Below are 18409 nucleotides of genomic sequence, written 5' to 3'. Positions count from 1 at the left end.
ACTATGTGATCACGACATTCGGACATCCTGTCCAGCACCCGCTGCAGGCGATTGATAATGATGAAGCGACAATCCAGATCAGGCTACTTGATAACTCTAAGCCAAAAATGAATGTAATTAGCCTTCATTCAAAGGGCATATCTAAGCTTGTTTTCGCTGCTCGCTTTTCATCGCACATAAACAGGCTTTACCACGAAGTGCAGGGCAGCTTTTACAGGGCTTACTCTTATGGGGTCGATACAAGTTTACTTGAGCAAGGGAAGAGGGATTGACACTGCGCTGCGTAAATATTGGCATACTAACAATGGCATCATTTGCGGGAGTAAGCTTAGTGTAAGCGCTGGATAAGGTAATTTGTGCATCTAAACGCTTAAGCTTAAGTTGGCGTTTGATAACTTTTAAGCGATATTTAGCCAACTTTGCTGCGCGCTTTTTCAGCGAGATCTCGCTATCACTGAGCTGAATGTAATAACTGATTTTTTGCTGATATTTAGTCAGCTTACGGCGACATTTCTGCTGCTTGTTAATTAAATCATCACTCATCACTCTTTACCCGTAACTGGTCAGCCAAAAGATCCGCGAATGTCTATATGCTCAATGGCTTAGAGTGTAATCTAAAATGATTTAAATGAAAATCATTATCGTTCATGTTTTATTGGTGGTAATGATGATAGTGGCGAGAAAGGATGAAGCGTTTATATTTACCTGTAATTTCTTAGCACTGAATTTGCAATCATTTTAAATATAGGGATTTTTCTCGGCATCGATCAAGGTAAGCAACAGTCTTAGCTCAAACTCCAGTTGATGGTAGTCACCGTCCATATGGCAGCAAAGCTGATAAAAGGCTTTGTTATGATCTTTCTCTTTTAAATGGGCGAGCTCGTGCACCACAACCATTCTCAGTAACCCTTCAGGCACCTTTTTAAGACGCGAAGAGATGCGGATCTCATTCTTCGCTTTAATTTTTGCCCCTTGCTTACGGGCAACATAAGAGTGTAAACCTAGCGCTTGATGGCTTAAGGATATCTTGTCATCGAAGATCACCTTAGACAGTGGTTGAGATTTACGCAGGTACTGGTTCTTAATTGTGATGGTGTAGTCGTACAGGGCTTTGTCTGTGCGAATGGTATGGATCTCTGGGTGGCGTTTGAGTAAGAACTGCCCAAGCTTATCTTGTTCTAATAGACTTTGAACTTGTTCTTGAATTTCGCTTGAGTAGCCCGCGAGGTAGGTGAGTGTTTGCATGCAATTGTTATATCTTAGGATGTAAAAAATAAAATCTATTTGAAGATATAAAAAGGGCGCCCTGAGTGCGCCCATTATTATCTATTTTGATAGTTCGTAAGCTTACGCTTCGTCAGTCTTGTAGATGGTCATGTTATGGAAGGCGTAAGCCGCTTCAAATGCGTTCTTTTGGAAGCGCTTAAGCTCTAGACCTTCGAAATCAACCTGAGGTGGATTACGCTTTAGCTGTTCTTTGATAGCCACAGGTGACACGATAGATACAGCAACAGGTAAGATTTGAATCAAGGCTTCTAATTTAAAGCTAGTCACGCTACCCGCGCCTTTGCCTTTCTGCTCACGCTGGATAATCACGATCTCATCCACGCGGTAGTCTTCAATCAGCTTGCCAAAAGCAAAGTGAAAATCACGCATGGTTTCGGTGCTTTCAGAGTTTGAAATCGCGAACGACTTTTGACGGCAATCCGGCACGTTATAGGTTTCGCCTTCATAACTTAATAAACTGATGATGGCTTCGCCACCTTTTAACTCTACGCCACAAACTCTCATGATAAACCTTAATAAAACAATATTGCGTGTATTGTAGCGTTATTTCCCGAAACGGTCAGCGTTTTAATGTGCTTTCTGGTGCTATTCAAATAACTTTTTTGTCTCTTTTGTTTTGAGTTGTGGTGAAAGAGGGCAGGATGAGATGCCTGCTTGCTCTGTGAACACAATTTTACCGTGAAGAAGGTAAGTTAAGAGGGGAATGACTGAAATAAAAAAACCGCAGAGATGATTAATCAATGCGGCTTTCATTTAACTCGAGAATATCGCAATACTCTGAGTCGAATACGTTTAGTCTTCAGGTGTATCTTGTAGCTTAGACTTAGGCTTTCTAAGCATAGGTGCGTCACCAACATCGACGCCTGTCGCAAAGCGCTTGTCGCGATTAGCGGCAGCTTTTGCAGATGATTTCTTCTTGGCTGTGGCTGCTTTCTTTTTCGCTGCTGCCGCAGGTTTTGCTTTACGCTTATCTGCCGCTTTAGGTTTTAAGCCTGTGAACTTGCCTTTAAGCCCTTCAAGCTCACTAAAGCCGAATGTCTTGTTCAAGAAGGTTTGTACTTGGGTGAAGTTAACCCAGTCTTTTGGGCCAACAATCGAGATGGCATCGCCTTTTGCACCCGCACGGCCAGTACGGCCAATACGGTGTACATACTCTTCAGCAAACTTAGGCATGTCAAAGTTGATGACTAGCGATACATTTAATAGATCCAGTCCACGGGATGCAACGTCTGTCGTCACTAGAATTTGCTGCAAACCACGGCTAAATTCATCCATGATCTGGTTACGAGCCGTTTGCTTTAACTCGCCACTGAGTGACGCAGTTTTAAAGCCATCATCGGCCAACTTTTTAGCCAAGCGATCGGTATCTTGTCTTGTGGCGGTAAAGATGATGATCTGCTTCTGCTGCTCTTCTTTTAGAATGCGCGTCAAAATCGCTTCTTTATGATCTAAGTGATCGCATAAGAAGATGCGCTGGGTAATATCTTTGTGCTCTAAGTTACCTGCACCAATAGCGACATGCTCAGGATTTTTCAGTAACTCTGCGGCAATATCATTTACATCACCGTGATCTAAGGTTGCTGAAAACATCAATGTTTGGCGACGCTTATGGTCGGCAGCATTGTTAATCTGTTTTAGCTGCTCGGCAAAACCAAGATCTAGCATACGGTCAGCTTCGTCTAAAATAAGCAGCTCAAGACCGTTTAGGTGTAGGTGATGTTGTTTGAGATGGTCAGCTAAGCGGCCAGGTGTCGCCACGACAAAGTGTGGATCACGGGCTAACGCTTTTGCTTGATCATTAAAGTTTTCGCCACCTAGGATTTTTATCGCTTTAAACTGAGTATTTGCGACTAATAAACGCAGCTGACTGTACACTTGAGTGGCAAGCTCACGCGTTGGTAATAAGATCACCACGCGAGGATCACGCTTACTCAATGCTTTACACGAAATCAGTCTCTGCATCGCCGGCAATAAAAAGGCCAATGTCTTACCTGAACCCGTTTTAGATGAGGCCATCAGATCTTTGCCTGCAAGGGCGACTGGAATTGCTTCCTGCTGGATCTCAGTTGGGGTGTCAATGCCCATATGCTTGAGACTCTGTAATAGGCGTTGATCCAGTGAGAAATCGGTAAATTGCAAAGGTGTACTCCATAAATGATACGACCGCGTATTATAACCTACAGATTTAGCAATGCGCTACGAATACCCATCAACTTTGTTCTTCAAACGCAGAGATTTCTGCTAAAATGGCTAGCTTTCTAGTGATAACCTTTGTCTAGTGTTGTTTATGTGCCACAAACTCAGCAGGCAATACGAAGGGTTTTATCCACTCAAAATTGATTAAGTGCTTATTTAGCTTGGCATTATTCTGTTTACGTTGAGTATAGTTTAAAAGTTTAAAAGTTTAAAAGTTTGAACGTTGGCACTTTAGCATTGAGTGTTGAAGAGTTTATTTTCAAGCTGACCTATGGAGTCATTTTAACGTGTCTAAAAATAAACAATCTGTACGAATAGGTTTAGCCTTAGGTAGTGGAGCTGCAAAAGGTTGGGCGCATATTGGTGTATTAAATGGCCTAGCTAAAATGGGGATCTATCCCGATAAAATTGCAGGTTGTTCAATTGGTGCGTTAGTCGGTGCGGCTTACGCCAATGATCACTTAGAAGAGCTTGAGAGTTGGGTGCGCAGTTTTAGTAGCTGGGATGTGCTTGGGTTGATGGATCTTAGCTGGGGTAAAGGCGGACTTATCGGTGGTGAGCGAGTATTTGATGTACTGCAGCAGCGTATTGGTGATCTGCAGATTGAAGAGCTGAAAAAGCCATTTGCTGCAGTTGCAACTGACCTCTACTCAGGTCAAGAGATTTGGTTTAAGGAAGGGGATTTACGCCACGCTGTACGGGCATCTTGCTCTATGCCGGGGATTTTGCCGCCCGTTAAGGTAGGGGAACGTTGGTTGGTTGATGGTGCAGTCGTTAACCCTGTCCCCGTTTCGGTTAGCCGCGCTATGGGTGTAGACCTCGTTATTGCGGTCGATCTGCATGGGCTTCGTCGTGGCCGTATGCAAGTTTTACCAGTGAATATGAAAAGTAACAAGCCAACAGTCGAAGAAGCGCATGAGGCTGAGAAGCATAAAGATAAAGGCTTTACCGATCTGTTAGCTCGGGGTCGGGGTTACATTACGGGTTTAACCGATAAGTTTTCTCTTGGTGGTAAGAGCAATGCACCGCATAACCCTAATCCGGGGATGCTGGCGGTCATGCATCAATCGATGGAAATTTTGGAAGGGCGCCATAAGCGAGCGCGTTTGATGGGCGATCCGCCAGATATCTGTATCGTGCCAGATATCGGAAATATTGGCACTATGGAGTTTCATCGCGCCGAAGAAGCGATTGCAGCGGGTGAAGCTGCGGTTGAAAAAGTGGCGCACTTGATTGAAGCTGCTTTGATACAGCATAAAGCCTAAACAGTTTTGCTTGGTTTTTGAGTGAAAAAGGCGCTAATAGCGCCTTTTTTGTGTTCATTTATCTGATTTTATATATGGCTAAATACCGTATTTTATTGTTCATTGAACAGAAAGATCCTTTTAAGCAACTTTAGTCAGTATCTTGCTAGATAAGGCTGGTTTGATCGCAGAACAAATTGAATCGTTTAGGACGTTTTGCTTGCCGCTAATTCAAAAGTTGGCGTAAAAATAATCAATTGATTTTCAAGTTGATAAGTCGGCACGTTAAATGCTTTAACGAGCTTATACTCATTTAACGCCGGCTTTTTGACGATGAACCTACTTAGCAGTATCAATAACGCAGTAAATAGTAATACCCTATCTGACGCTTATGGCGTTAATAGTGGCCAGTCAAATGTTGCCAATGCCGAAAATGTTGCTACACAGAGTAATAAGTCGACTCCAGCGGCCACCACAGAGCTGACAAAGAGTGACAATACTTTGGTGTTGTCGGGACGTGCAGAGAGAGCTCAGAAAATTGAAGCGATGGCTAATGACTTCTTTAAAGGAGGCACATTCACCTCTGCGCAATTACCTGCACTTATTCAGCGACTGTATCAAGATGGCATTTTATCTGAAGGACAATTGAACCGTTTGTCTAATAGTGGCTTTGAAATTCCGCCAGTCAATGAGCAATCACTAGCTGACTTTATCGATGAGCAACGTGCTGGCTTGAGCGATAGTGATGAGGACAAAAAGCTGGCTGCGATGTTAGATGATGCAAAGTGGGTCATGGGAGCGATGGATTTCTCTCAGTCACCATTAGTTGCACAAAAAGCCAACCGTGTTTCAAGCCAGATCACCGAGCTATTAAATTCAGAAAAACCATTGAGTGAAACCCAAGTCAATCAGTACAAAGGGCTTAAATCTTTGATGCAGCTCACTTCTATGACGGGCGAGCATCAGCAAGAAAAAGGCCAGCTCAATAGCTACCTAGCCCTAGCTAAAAGGCATTAAGTTTTTATCCACAATTTATACCTGAATTATCCTGTTACTAGCCCGCTTCATGGTCTCCGTCAAGGCCATTATTTTAGATAAGCGAGTTTATAGACAGAACTGTTTTCTTATTGTCTTCCTCTTTTAAAAGTATGATCTGGATCAATGTATCTGTCCTTATTTTATAGCTTAATGCGCCACATATTGTGATGTATTGAAAAGATGGCACTATATATAGTGTTACTTTGATTAGCGAGCTGAAGAGGATTTATACAATGCCAGTGGTTATTAAACGGGATGGTTACCGTACGCCTTTTGACGAAACAAGGATTAAAGATGCCGTGATAGCAGCTGCTAACTCGGCCGGTATTGAATGCGCTGAATATGCACAACAAGTTGCAGAAAAAGTAAGACAAACTGTATCTGAATTAGAGGAAGTGAATATTCACGACCTACAAGATTCAGTTGAAAACTTGCTGATGGAAGGCCCACATAAATCTTTGGCGCGTGTTTATATTGAATACCGTCATGACCGTGATATTAAGCGCGAAGTCAGCAGTCGCCTAAATAAAGAGATCCGTGGTCTGGTCGAGCAAAGCAACGCCGCTTTGCTAAACGAGAACGCCAACAAAGACTCTAAAGTGATCCCGACTCAGCGCGACTTATTAGCGGGCATCGTGGCTAAGCACTACGCTAAGTGCCACATTTTGCCAAAAGACGTAGTTGCCGCACATGAGTCTGGTGAGATCCATTATCACGACTTGGATTACGCACCATTCTTCCCGATGTTTAACTGTATGCTAATCGACTTAAGCGGCATGTTAACTCAGGGCTTTAAGATGGGTAACGCTGAGATTGAAACACCTAAATCAATTTCTACTGCAACGGCTGTTACCGCGCAGATCATCGCTCAAGTGGCGAGCCACATCTATGGCGGCACCACCATCAACCGTATCGACGAAGTACTCGCGCCGTTTGTTGCTAAGAGTTATGACAAGCATTACCAAGTGGCACTGACTTGGGGCATTACCGATGCTAAAGCGTTTGCGACTGCGCAAACAGAAAAAGAGTGTCACGATGCATTCCAATCGCTAGAGTACGAAGTGAACACTCTGCATACCGCTAATGGTCAAACGCCATTTGTAACCTTTGGTTTTGGTTTAGGTACCTCTTGGGAATCACGTCTAATTCAACAGTCAATGATGAAGGTGCGTATTGCCGGTCTGGGTAAGAACCGTAAAACTGCGGTATTCCCTAAGCTGGTATTTGCTATTCGTGATGGCATCAACCACAAGACGGGGGATTGTAACTACGATATTAAGCAGTTGGCACTTAAGTGTGCTTCGACTCGTATGTATCCAGATATCCTTAACTATGAACAAGTAGAAAGAGTCACAGGCTCATTCAAGACGCCTATGGGTTGCCGTAGTTTCCTAGGAACGTTTGAGCAAGATGGTGAGCTAGTTCATGAAGGTCGTAACAACTTAGGTGTTGTGAGCCTTAACTTGCCTCGTATCGCATTAGAAGCTAACGGTGATGAAGCTGAGTTTTACCGCATTTTAGATCAGCGTCTACTTATCGCTCGTAAGGGCTTAGATACACGTATCGCGCGCCTAGAAGGTGTTAAAGCTCGCGTAGCCCCAATCCTGTATATGGAAGGTGCTTGTGGTGTGCGTTTGCGCGCCGATGATGATATTTCAGAGATCTTTAAGAATGGCCGCGCATCGATCTCTTTAGGTTATATCGGATTGCACGAAACCATTAATGCACTTTATGGCACTGAGGAGCATGTTTACGACAGTGAACTGCTGCGTGAAAAAGCTATCGAAGTGATTAAGTACATGAAGCAAGCGACTGAAGACTGGAAGAAAGAGTCTGGTTATGCCTTTAGCTTGTACAGCACGCCAAGTGAGAACTTGTGTAGCCGTTTCTGTGCGCTAGACACTAAAGTGTTTGGTGTTGTGGAAGGCGTGACCGCTAAGGGTTACTACACAAACAGCTTCCATTTGGATGTTGAAAAGCAGGTTAACCCTTACGACAAGATTGACTTTGAGCTGCCATACCCAGAGCTAGCGAATGGTGGTTTCATCTGTTACGGCGAGTTCCCTAACATGCAAAATAACGTGGAAGCGTTAGAGGATGTGTGGGATTACAGCTACAGCAGAGTGCCTTATTATGGTACTAACACTCCAATCGATGAGTGCTATGACTGTGGCTATACTGGTGAGTTTAGCTGTACCAGTAAAGGCTTTACCTGTCCAAAATGTGGCAACCATGAGCCAAGCCGTGTATCAGTGACTCGTCGCGTATGCGGTTACTTAGGTAGCCCAGATGCTAGACCATTTAACTATGGTAAGCAGGAAGAAGTTAAGCGTCGCGTTAAGCACTTATAAGCTGCGCTCGCTCTCTAAATAATAAAGGTGCTGTTATCAGCACCTTTTTTATCTCTTTAGCTGGAATAAGTTTATTATGAATTATCATCAATACTATCAAACAGATGTGATTAATGGGCCGGGGACTCGCGCAACCCTGTTTGTCTCTGGCTGCGAGCATCAGTGCCGCGGTTGTTACAATCAGTCGACTTGGAATCCCTGTTCAGGTCATCTATTTGATGAGCAGATGCAGCAGCGCATTATTGATGATCTAAATGATGACAGAATTAAAAGGCGGGGGTTATCGCTGTCTGGTGGTGATCCGTTATTCCCAGCTAATTTGGAGGCGATATTATCACTTGTTAAACAGGTGAGAGCGCACTGCCCTGGTAAAGATATCTGGTTGTGGACGGGTTATACTCTCGCGAGTTTGAGCCCTGAACAACAAGAGATCGTCGACTTAGTCAATGTCGTGGTCGATGGTAAGTTTGAGCAATCTCTCGCCGATCCTAGCCTAGTCTTTAGGGGCAGCAGTAATCAAGAAATCCACTATCTCAGATAAGCTTGCTATAAACCTAGGCAAAATGGTCTTGTATGCTGTTATAATGAGACAATAATGACAAAACAGCGTCAGTTAACTGAGGCTGTTTTTGTTTCTAAACGTGTTATTTAGATTTGAATTTAAGGTTTGTAAATGAATTTAAAGCAGGAGCTGCAAACGCTCAACGATAAGTTAGACAGATTTCGTCGTAAGCTAGCAGCCGCTGAAAAGCGTGGTGATCCGACTGTTATTATGCAGTTTAAGCAGGAGATTGCGGCTTTAACGAAACGTATTAGTAGCGTTAAAGGTCAACAAACACGTGAGCTGAGTAAGCAAGGTAGCACTGTTACTGGCTTAAAGTTTAGCCGAGTGTTAACTAAAGCCGAACAGGCTGACATGGGTAAATTGAAGAAGTCAGTAAAGGGCTTGGTCGTTGTACATCCAATGACAGCATTAGGTCGTGAAATGGGCATTAAGCAAGTGACAGGCTTTGCACCAAAAGAGTTTTAACTACTTTTAGTTATTCATTTAGTGAGCCGCTTCAAGGTTATCTTTAAGCACTGGGCTTATGCTGACTCCAGTTTAGTCTATGGCGAATGAGATCCCACTTTAAGCCATAGACTGATTGAATCATTGAGCTAGCAAGAGTATCGTCTCAAGCATTTATTTTCTTTATCAGGACGTTTGCAGTCTCATGGAATGAGAGTTGTCGTTAAGGTTTTTTCATGTCGATTAAATATATCGCGTCTTCAAAATTACCTACCCCTTGGGGTGTTTTCGAAATGCATGGCTTTGAAGATAGCGAGACAGGTAAAGAGCATGTAGCGCTTACCTTTGGTACATTTTCCCCAGATGCTCCTATCCTTGGGCGTATTCATTCAGAATGTTTAACTGGTGACGCGCTATTTAGCTTACGTTGCGACTGTGGCTTCCAGTTACAAACGGCGATGCAGAATATTGCCGAAGAGGGACAAGGCTTTATTCTCTATTTGCGCCAAGAGGGTCGTGGTATCGGGTTGCTTAATAAAATCCGTGCTTATGAGCTGCAAGATCAAGGTGCCAATACTGTTGAGGCTAACGAGCGTTTAGGCTTTGAAGCCGATATGCGCAAATATGACATGATCATCCCTATGATGGAGAAGATCGGTGTGTCTAAAGTGCGCTTAATGACCAATAACCCTCGTAAAGTGAAAGCGATGCAAAGTTTTGGCTTAGAAGTTGTTGAGCGAGTGCCGCTGCAAGTGGGGAAAAATCGCTATAACGAAGGCTATCTTAAGACCAAATCTACTCAGCTGGGACATATGATGTCTGAGCATCACTTCACCGATGTCGACAAAGACTGATCCAAGTGGGGAAAGCCTTAATATTTTTGGCTTTTCTTCCGCTATACCGTTATATTCGGGTTATCTATTAGAGTTTAATTAAGTTTAAAGTCGATTTATGACCCGTTTACGAGTCCTTTCTGTTTTTCTGCTATTTATTGGTTTACCTGCAAGTGCGGAAACCGATTACAGTCACTATGCTTTCTCGAACTATTTAGGCAGCGGTATCTACCGTACAGCAGGCCAAAATGCGACGGTCGTTAATATCCCACTAAGTTTTGATTTACAGCGCTCTGAAGAGGAGTCTTTGGTATTGAGAACTCCTGTATCTATGGGATTTTTTAATTTTACCTGGAGCGACTTGCCAGATGGTGAATTCCCCTCGAGTGTGGGCACTCTAAGCGTTACCCCTGGACTCGAGTACAGAGTAAAAACCGCCGATAACCATGAGTTTCAAACCTACGCAGATCTCGGTTTTGGCACAAATTTTACCAATGGGAATGACGTTATTATCTATTCAGCGGGCATGTCTAGCCTGCTTAGTTTTGATTTTGGTGATAGTGAACCTCTATGGGTAAACCGGATCTTTTTTGCTGGCTATAATACCCTAGATGACGAAGTGAGTGAGACATACTCAGCGGTACAATCAGGTATTGATATAGGTACTAACTATTTCTTCCAGATGGGGGGAGTCGAAGTTGAACCCCGCTTCTTCGTTGCTGGCTATTGGTATTTTGACCGATTAAAGTTCACTACACCATTTGAAGAAGATGTGCTGGTGGCGAGTAGTTTAGAGGTGGGTCTAACCTTGGCGTTCTCCAAGCCAATTGGCTGGGACTTAATTAATATTGAACGTTTTGGTTTAAGTTACCGAGGGGGCGACGGGGTTGAGGTGTGGCGTTTAATTTTTGAGTTCCCAATCTAGGCAGACTAGGAAAAGGCTTACATTCGGGGCTTGAATTCGAATATATTGGCTCAATAAGAATCAAGCCAATACATTGAGTTATCGAGGTTTATTAGGTTATTTACCCCAAATCTTAGCATTGACCTCGGGTAACGGCTCTTTAGATTTTTGCGGTTTAGCGGCACGGTTTTCACCGTCATAATCTTTTGGGGCAGGCAGTGGCAGTTTATTCATTTTTAAATAAAGATATTCCACTTTATCTCTTGCCCATTGAGTTTTACGCAGAAACTTTAAACTCGACTTAATACTTGGGTCATGATTAAAGCAGCGAATATCGATACGTCTACCTAATTCTTCCCAACCGTAATGATCGACAAGATCCGTTAATAAGTCTTCGAGCTTAATGCCGTGGAGTGGGTTGTTTACTTGAGTCATAGTCTTGTTGCAATCGTCTTGTTGGAACTTAGCTGAATGGGTTAATTATATCAGCTTATTAATAACAGGTCTTGAGCTTAATATTGCAAAAAAAGAGAGCCATAAGGCTCTCTATTATCAACAGTTTTTTTACTGGAAGCTTAGCTCCCATGAGTTTATGGTGCCAACATCTCGACGAGCACTGTCTATTGCTTTAAGTTTCCAGTCACCAGCTGAATCCGCTCCCGACATATCGACAGTGTATGTTTTAACGATATCGTTAGCACTGCCGCCACTATTGTCGTGTAACACCGAGATTTGCCCCGACGGGCTATGAAGCTCAACTTGTAGGTCGCCAATATAGGTATGGCTGATGTTGACCGCAACAGAAACTATGCCTGAGTCACCAGTGCGAGCCGCTGAGATTATACTCTCTACACCAATGCTGCTGTTGTCTGGAATGCTATAGCTAGTGTTATTTGTGTAAGTTGCAGCTCCTCCAGTGCCTCCACCGCCAGTAGATTCACTATAGTTTGCGATTAGGTTTACGCCATCAAAAGCACTATAACCCTGAAGCATGACATAATAAGTGCCCGATTGAATATTCGTGATAGGGCATGACTCGTTGTTACCTCCCTTCCAAGGGCGGCAGTCATAACTATCAGTTGTTGGTGCAGCGCCATACTGAACATAGAGATCTGCATCTCCGCTTCCGCCACTCATGCTGAAGCTCAGATTGGATGCTCCAGCTGGAATATCGATATAGTAATGCAGCTCATCACTCTTCGCGCCCGTAAGATTGGTTTTCATCACACCGTTAACTAGCACATTGTCGCCTGCACCGGGATCAGTTGGGCCTGTACATGACTCTTCAAGGTATGTCTTGGCTGCAGACGCATTTACTAGGCCAAATCCAGTCTTGTTATCACGACCCACCGTCTCAAGATCTTCAGCAGTCGCTTTAAGCGCCTCTCTTATCTGCTGGGCGCTACACTGTGGGTGGTGACTCCAAACGAGTGTTGCCACACCTGATACGTGCGGTGTAGCCATTGAAGTACCGTTGTAGTATTCGTAGTCTTCGTTATCGGAATTGGCAACCGTGACGCTATTACCGATTTGCTCCCTAAGAGCTAAACCCGTTGCACGGTCTACCGAGACAGACACAATAGGCGCTTCATTGTTGCTATCAACTAAGAATGGGTTCTGCAGGCCTGGAAGTGCAGTATTACTATAAACGATTGAAGCGCTAGCGCCTGCGACTTCACAGGCTTTAACCGCATCTATTTCTGGGTAGCTACTACCTTGGTTACCGACACGCTCAACTAAACACACCTTGTTGGTCATATTGCCACAATTAAATGAGCTGCCACTGACGGCACACTCTGCGAGTGTACCCGTTATGCTACCAATAATGGGCGAGCTAATATGGCTGGTTCCCGACTTTACATAACGATTATGAGGCACTACCCCGTTGTTGAAGTAGGATTGACCAGCAATGTTAATGTCAGCCAAACGGCCTTCACCACGAGTCACGGTGGATAAAATGGCTTCACCAGGGCCGGAGATTTCTACTTGATCGGTATATTGCGAGAATGCGGCATGGTCTTTATTGCTATCAACTGCTGCAACCGACATCACTGAGTCGTAAGAAGCGGGATAACTATGGGTACTGTTCCCGTCATTACCTGCAGCTGCGATTAATAGCACGTTGTTGTTTGCGTGAGCAGCAAGGGCATTTTTTTCGGTATTGCTTGAGCTTGGACCGCCTAAACTCATGGTGACGACATTGGAGCCATTATATACGCAGGTATCAACCGCTGAAACCAGTGATGAAGAGTAACCCCAGCCATCTGAGTTAAATACCTTAATCACATGGATATTAGCATTTTGGTTTGGCATAACGCCGATAACACCTTCATTGTTTGCAATGGCGGCAATGGTACCTGCAACGTGAGTACCATGAGCATTATTTGTACCAGGGTCGAACCAATTACCCGTGCCAGCGTTATTTGTGCCAGAGGCATTATTGGCATTGAGGTCGTTATGACTACGATCGTAACCGGAGTCGATAATGCAGATGGTTCTGTTGCCTGCTTGGCTATCACTTAAAGCTGTAGCGCCAACGTATGTTTGTCCCCAAGGTGTGGTTTCCGATAATAGTCGGCGTGGTACATCTTCTTCTACGTAGTCGACATCGGCGCGAAACCTAAGCTCTTGCAGTCTTTTATTATCGAGTTTTACTGAGTAGCTATTACTGCGACCGATGCGTTTCATCTCTTTGGCTGCAACACTGTTAAGCGCGCGAAAGTGTGAGAAAACTTCATTGCTTCTCGGTTGGTATTGAGCATCAGCAATACTGTTGCTCGATTGGGCGAAACCGCTGATACCATCGGCTCGTTTAAACTTGACAATATAGCGTTTGGGTAAAGGGCTTTTTTTAGTTAGTTGCGATCCATTACTTTGTAGCTGTGGAGCAAAAGATGGGGCTGCACTTACGCTCGCAGAGATGGCGAGTGTAAGAGCCGAAAGCGATAACGCAGCTCTAGTTATATTTCTTGTAGTCATTTACTGTCTTCCATGTCATTTAGAATATTTGGTTGTTTTTTGTGTTATCTGCAGAATTTTATTTATATTTCTATTATTACGACGATGGAATGTATCTGGCTGATTTTGATTTGTAAATAAAGTGTTAATCTACTGGCGGAGGAATACTGTTAAATGGGGAGATTTCTTTATATGAATGATTATTTTATTTTTTGGTTCGATTTTGTGAGTTTATGCTGGTTATTTGCGGTTTTATGCATCTTGGGGTTGCAGTGTCATAATTGAATATAATAGTCTTTATGACTAGTTTAGTGTTCGCTTAATATAAGTATATGAAATTACGATACAAACATTGTTGATAAGCTTGGTTATAACTTATGCCTAAATGGAATTAAAAAGGTTGGTTTTATCTGTTGTTTAAGGTCTGATTTTAGTCATTTTATGGTGATTTGATTCTAGATTTAGCTAGATTATCTATCTGTGGTTCTAAGGGGACTATTCTTAGATAATAAACACAGACAGCAAAACAGATAATAAAAAAGCCTAAAATAAGAATATTTTAGGCTTCTCTTGGAGCTTAAGCTCAATTAGTGCTTTTGGCTCATTAGCATTTGGTAGCCGCCACCGTTATAAACATGAGTGTAGCCTTCACTGACGAGCATCTGCTTAGCGATACCACTGCGATTGCCGCTGCGGCAATAAACAACTACCGAACGGTCTTTTGCGATCTGCTTGTTGGCAAACTTAGTGTTAATTTGCTCATAAGGAATATTGATTGCGTTTGGTAGATGTCCCTGAGCAAACTCTCCTGGTGTGCGAACATCAACCACTAAAGCACCAGCTTCAATTTTTTGCCAAGTCACTTTAGCATCTTGATCTGCGGCCGTAGCTATAGTGCTGAACATCATTAATAAAACACTTAGCCCTAATAACCAAACCATAGTTTTTGGCAGTTTATGCTGTAAATTAAAAGCGTTACTCATCAATATACCTTTATTTTTCATTATTTAATTATTATTGGCAGTGGCTAGCTGTGCTTCAGACTTAAAGCCTAACTTGCGCATAATCATTGCTGCCGGACAAAATCCAGTATAGGCGCTTTGAAATAAATTAGCTCCAACAAAAACGGTGAGCCAGATAAAATTATCATTAATCCATACAGTTAGGGCTACTGATATTAAAACCATAAAGCCTGCAAATGCCATGATGGCGCGTTCAATTGACATATTTACTCCTTGTATACTGATAGGTATAAGTGACTATGGCGGCATGTACCGCCATAGATAACATTACTGATAGCGTTTTCTCATCACCGCGTAATAAAGCACAGGGATCACCACTAGGGTTAATAGCGTGGAAATTAAGATGCCGAAGATAAGGCTTATCGCAAGCCCATTAAAAATCGGGTCATCTATGATAAATAGCGCTCCTATCATGGCGGCAAATGCGGTCAGCATGATGGGTTTGGCTCTAACCGCACCAGAATGTATGACCGCTTGCTCAAAAGGCACGCCTGCCGCAACTTCTTGGTGAATAAAGTCCACTAAGAGAATCGAGTTACGTACAATAATTCCTGCAAGGGCGATCATGCCTATCATGGAGGTTGCGGTAAATTGTGCGCCGAGTAGGGCATGGCCCGGCATCACCCCAATGACTGTCAATGGAATGGGCGCCATGATGATCAGCGGTACGCTATAGGATTTAAACTGTACGACAACCAGCAGGTAGATGGCAATCATGCCCACAGCGTAAGCGATGCCCATATCGCGGAAGGTCTCATAGGTAATTTTCCATTCACCATCCCAGAGTACCGCGACGCTATCGAGCCCGCTAGGCTGGCTGATGAAGTGCTGTTCAAAACTAAAACTAGAGCTTAAATCAGAGCCTAAATCAGACTCTAAACTTGAGTCCTGCTTATCATTGATCTGCCCAACCATGTCGAACATACCATACAGAGGGCTGTCCAAGGGACCAGCCATATCGGCAACCACCATGATCATCGGGATCATGTTTTTATGGATAATAGGGGTATCAATATTGCCTTTGTCGATCCTGACTAACTCAGAGACAGGAATGGCTTGACCACTGTTGCTACGTAACGTCAGATTCAATACTTGCTCCAGATCGACCTTGGCTCCCTCTTGAAGCTGAATTTTAATCGGCACGGGGTGTTTTTGATTCTCTTTGTGAAGATAGCTGATGTTCTTACCGCCGATAGAAGTCGAGACTAAGTCGACAATTTGGCTGTAGGGGACACCAAGCAAGCTCGCCTTGCTTCGGTCTATGATCACTTGCCACTTCGATGCCGACTCAGGTAAAAAGATATCGATATCGACCACATCTTTGGTCTCTTTAAAAAGCCCGAGTAGCTGGTTAGCTGCTTGCTCTCGAATGGCTTCACTGGGACCATAAACTTCGGCCAAAATTGGCGACCAAACAGGCGGCCCTGGCGGCACTTCAACCACTTTAATATTGGCATTGTACTTATCACCAATTGCCTGTAGTGGCGCCCTAACTGACAGTGCTATGCTGTGGCTATCGCGGTCGCGATGCTTTTTATCCACTAAGTTAACCTGAATATCACCTAGCTCTTGAGTTTGACGCAGGAAGTAGTGACGCACTAAACCATTAAAGTTCATCGGCGCACTGGTTCCGGCGTAGAGTTGGTAATTCTCCACCTCTTCCACTTGATTAAGGTAGCGACCTAACTCTTTTAGTGCTTTTTGTGTCTGCTCAACCGGCGTGCCCTCTGGCAAGTCGACCATCACTTGAAACTCAGACTTGTTATCGAAGGGCAGCATCTTCAGTACCACTAACTTTGCCATGGGCAGAGCAACGGCTCCCGCAATGAGGATAAAAATCCCTGCCGCTAGGCCAAGCCTTGCTTTACGCGCATTTTTACCTTGAACAAAGGGACCAATTAAACGGTTAAACAGCTTAAACATGAACCCTTGTGTTGGTTGCTGCTCTTTATTAACCTCACTATGTTGATGCTCCTCGTTATGAAGGGGCTGAGAGTGCTTTAGGAATTTCCGGCTTAACCAAGGAGTGATCATAAATGCCACCGCAAGAGAGATAAGCATCCCCATACTGGCATTGATCGGTATTGGACTCATATAGGGTCCCATCAAGCCAGATACAAAGGCCATAGGGAGTAGAGCTGCAATCACCGTAAAGGTGGCGAGAATTGTTGGGCCGCCCACTTCATCAACGGCGACAGGAATTAGCTCTGAGAAAGATCGCTTACCCATCGCCATATGTCGATGAATGTTCTCAACAACCACGATGGCGTCATCTACCAATATGCCGATAGAGAAAATGAGGGCAAACAGGGATATTCGGTTGAGTGTGAAGCCCCATGCCCAAGAGGCAAACAAGGTAAGCGCCAAGGTGATGATGATAGCAATACCGACTACAACAGCCTCTCTAACACCCATTGTCATTAAGACTAGAATCACCACTGCGGCGGTAGCAAACACTAGCTTTAATATCAATGTGTTGGCTTTGTCTCCTGCTGTTTCGCCATAATTGCGTGAGACGGTGACTTCGACGCCTTTAGGTATGAGCACATTTTGGACTTGGCTTACTCTATCCATGATAGCGTTGGCCACATCGACGGCATTCTTACCCGGCTGCTTACCTATAGCGATGGTCACAGCAGGATAGATCGCTTGCTTATCACCATGCCATGCGCTTTTTACTGGCAGATCGGCATTGAGGGTAATATCGGCAAAGTCCGCAAGATAGACTGGGCTACTGTGTCCGTCACTGTCTTGCTTTACAGCAACGACGAGTTGCTTTACATCTTCGATATTTTGCAAAAACTGGCCAGCTTGGACCTTTATCTCCTGATTACCTTGAACTAGCGAGCTAGGCATTGAGATATGGTTGTTATTACTGAGGCTTTGATTTATCTCATCAAATGAGACGTTAAAGTAATTCATCTTAACCGGATCGATTCTCACGTTGAGGCTAAGTTGCTGATCGCCTACTGAGTTAATCTCTCTGGTACCTGGGATTCTTTTTATTTCTGTTTCTAAGCCGTTAGCGACATGAGTTAGCATCTCTGCTGAAACCGAGCTGTCTTTCGACCATAAGGTGAGGCTCACAATCGGTACGTCGTCGATGCCGCGAGGTTTTATCAGCGGTTCACCCACGCCTGCATTGAGTGGCAGCTTATCAAGATTAGAGTAGATTTGATTGTAGAGCTTAACAATGGCGTCATTGCGAGCAATACCGACCTCAAAGACCACAATGAAGAGTGCACCATCTGGTTGTGAAAATGAGTAGAGGGTATCTATGCCTTTAATTTCAGAGATAATCTGCTCGGTTGGCAGAGTCACTAAGCTTTCTACTTCACGGGGCGTGGCGCCAGGGAAGGGGACAAATACGTCGGCAAAGGTGACATCGATTTGTGGCTCCTCTTCTTTAGGAGTAACGATGACCGCAAAAAGCCCCAGTAGTAAGCCTAGTAGCGCCAATAACGGTGTGATAGCACTGGATTGAAAGGCGCGAGCAATACGCCCCGAAATACCTAAATTATCTTGAGTTGGCATATAAAGTATCCTAATTCCTAGTTACAACTTCCA

The 18409-nt window shown here is 43.9% G+C and carries 16 protein-coding genes; 7 read left to right on the top strand and 9 right to left on the bottom strand.

Annotated elements, in window-relative coordinates; all coding sequences use genetic code 11:
• Window positions 1–141: 141 nt before the first annotated feature.
• The 4 genes from JMA39_RS08560 to JMA39_RS08545 all read right to left on the bottom strand — a co-directional run bounded on the left by JMA39_RS08560 (window position 142) and on the right by JMA39_RS08545 (window position 3426).
• Window positions 142–543, bottom strand: a complete 402-nt coding sequence (locus JMA39_RS08560) for a hypothetical protein (protein WP_202721467.1) — start codon at window positions 541–543, stop codon at window positions 142–144.
• 195 nt (window positions 544–738) lie between these two features.
• A complete protein-coding gene (locus JMA39_RS08555; RefSeq protein ID WP_202721466.1) occupies window positions 739–1245 on the bottom strand; it encodes a M48 metallopeptidase family protein in 507 nt (168 codons plus the stop codon).
• Window positions 1246–1347: 102 nt separating this feature from the next.
• Window positions 1348–1791 carry a DUF3010 family protein gene (locus JMA39_RS08550; protein WP_202721465.1) on the bottom strand — a complete coding sequence of 148 codons (444 nt, stop codon included), beginning with the start codon at window positions 1789–1791 and terminating at the stop codon, window positions 1348–1350.
• A gap of 288 nt (window positions 1792–2079) precedes the next feature.
• Complete coding sequence (locus JMA39_RS08545; RefSeq protein WP_202721464.1) at window positions 2080–3426, bottom strand: DEAD/DEAH box helicase; 1347 nt, start codon at window positions 3424–3426, stop codon at window positions 2080–2082.
• A 344-nt stretch (window positions 3427–3770) separates the two neighbouring features.
• Between JMA39_RS08545 and rssA the strand changes: the two genes are divergently transcribed.
• The 7 genes from rssA to JMA39_RS08510 all read left to right on the top strand — a co-directional run bounded on the left by rssA (window position 3771) and on the right by JMA39_RS08510 (window position 10883).
• The gene (rssA, locus tag JMA39_RS08540; protein WP_202721463.1) at window positions 3771–4748 is read left to right on the top strand and encodes a patatin-like phospholipase RssA; all 978 of its coding nucleotides are present in this window, start codon (window positions 3771–3773) and stop codon (window positions 4746–4748) included.
• 312 nt (window positions 4749–5060) lie between these two features.
• Window positions 5061–5744 carry a hypothetical protein gene (locus JMA39_RS08535; RefSeq protein ID WP_202721462.1) on the top strand — a complete coding sequence of 228 codons (684 nt, stop codon included), beginning with the start codon at window positions 5061–5063 and terminating at the stop codon, window positions 5742–5744.
• Window positions 5745–5998: 254 nt separating this feature from the next.
• Complete coding sequence (gene nrdD / locus JMA39_RS08530) at window positions 5999–8116, top strand: anaerobic ribonucleoside-triphosphate reductase (RefSeq protein ID WP_202721461.1); 2118 nt, start codon at window positions 5999–6001, stop codon at window positions 8114–8116.
• A gap of 76 nt (window positions 8117–8192) precedes the next feature.
• Window positions 8193–8657 carry an anaerobic ribonucleoside-triphosphate reductase-activating protein gene (nrdG, locus tag JMA39_RS08525; RefSeq protein ID WP_202721460.1) on the top strand — a complete coding sequence of 155 codons (465 nt, stop codon included), beginning with the start codon at window positions 8193–8195 and terminating at the stop codon, window positions 8655–8657.
• A 132-nt stretch (window positions 8658–8789) separates the two neighbouring features.
• A complete protein-coding gene (locus JMA39_RS08520; RefSeq protein WP_202721459.1) occupies window positions 8790–9146 on the top strand; it encodes a YibL family ribosome-associated protein in 357 nt (118 codons plus the stop codon).
• Between the two features lie 215 nt (window positions 9147–9361).
• A complete protein-coding gene (gene ribA, locus JMA39_RS08515; protein ID WP_202721458.1) occupies window positions 9362–9979 on the top strand; it encodes a GTP cyclohydrolase II in 618 nt (205 codons plus the stop codon).
• Between the two features lie 97 nt (window positions 9980–10076).
• Entirely contained in the window at window positions 10077–10883 is an 807-nt protein-coding gene (locus JMA39_RS08510; RefSeq protein ID WP_202721457.1) for a hypothetical protein, read from the top strand.
• Between the two features lie 96 nt (window positions 10884–10979).
• On the opposite strand, the gene JMA39_RS08505 is transcribed toward JMA39_RS08510, so the two are convergent.
• The 5 genes from JMA39_RS08505 to JMA39_RS08485 all read right to left on the bottom strand — a co-directional run bounded on the left by JMA39_RS08505 (window position 10980) and on the right by JMA39_RS08485 (window position 18376).
• On the bottom strand, window positions 10980–11297 hold the full coding sequence (locus JMA39_RS08505; RefSeq protein ID WP_202721456.1) for a VF530 family protein: 318 nt from the start codon (window positions 11295–11297) through the stop codon (window positions 10980–10982).
• 129 nt (window positions 11298–11426) lie between these two features.
• On the bottom strand, window positions 11427–13841 hold the full coding sequence (locus tag JMA39_RS08500; RefSeq protein WP_202721455.1) for a S8 family serine peptidase: 2415 nt from the start codon (window positions 13839–13841) through the stop codon (window positions 11427–11429).
• Window positions 13842–14407: 566 nt separating this feature from the next.
• Window positions 14408–14803 (bottom strand): rhodanese-like domain-containing protein, encoded by a 396-nt coding sequence (locus JMA39_RS08495; protein ID WP_202721454.1) that lies wholly within the window; start codon window positions 14801–14803, stop codon window positions 14408–14410.
• A gap of 24 nt (window positions 14804–14827) precedes the next feature.
• Window positions 14828–15046: a YgaP family membrane protein gene (locus JMA39_RS08490; protein ID WP_202721453.1), complete on the bottom strand. Its 219-nt coding sequence runs from the start codon at window positions 15044–15046 to the stop codon at window positions 14828–14830.
• A 63-nt stretch (window positions 15047–15109) separates the two neighbouring features.
• On the bottom strand, window positions 15110–18376 hold the full coding sequence (locus JMA39_RS08485; RefSeq protein WP_202721452.1) for an efflux RND transporter permease subunit: 3267 nt from the start codon (window positions 18374–18376) through the stop codon (window positions 15110–15112).
• Window positions 18377–18409: the final 33 nt, after the last annotated feature.

The organism is Shewanella schlegeliana (assembly GCF_016765635.1).
GTDB lineage: Bacteria > Pseudomonadota > Gammaproteobacteria > Enterobacterales > Shewanellaceae > Shewanella > Shewanella schlegeliana.
The sequence above is the reverse complement of the archived record's forward strand: the minus strand, read 5'-3'. Positions and strand labels throughout refer to the sequence as shown.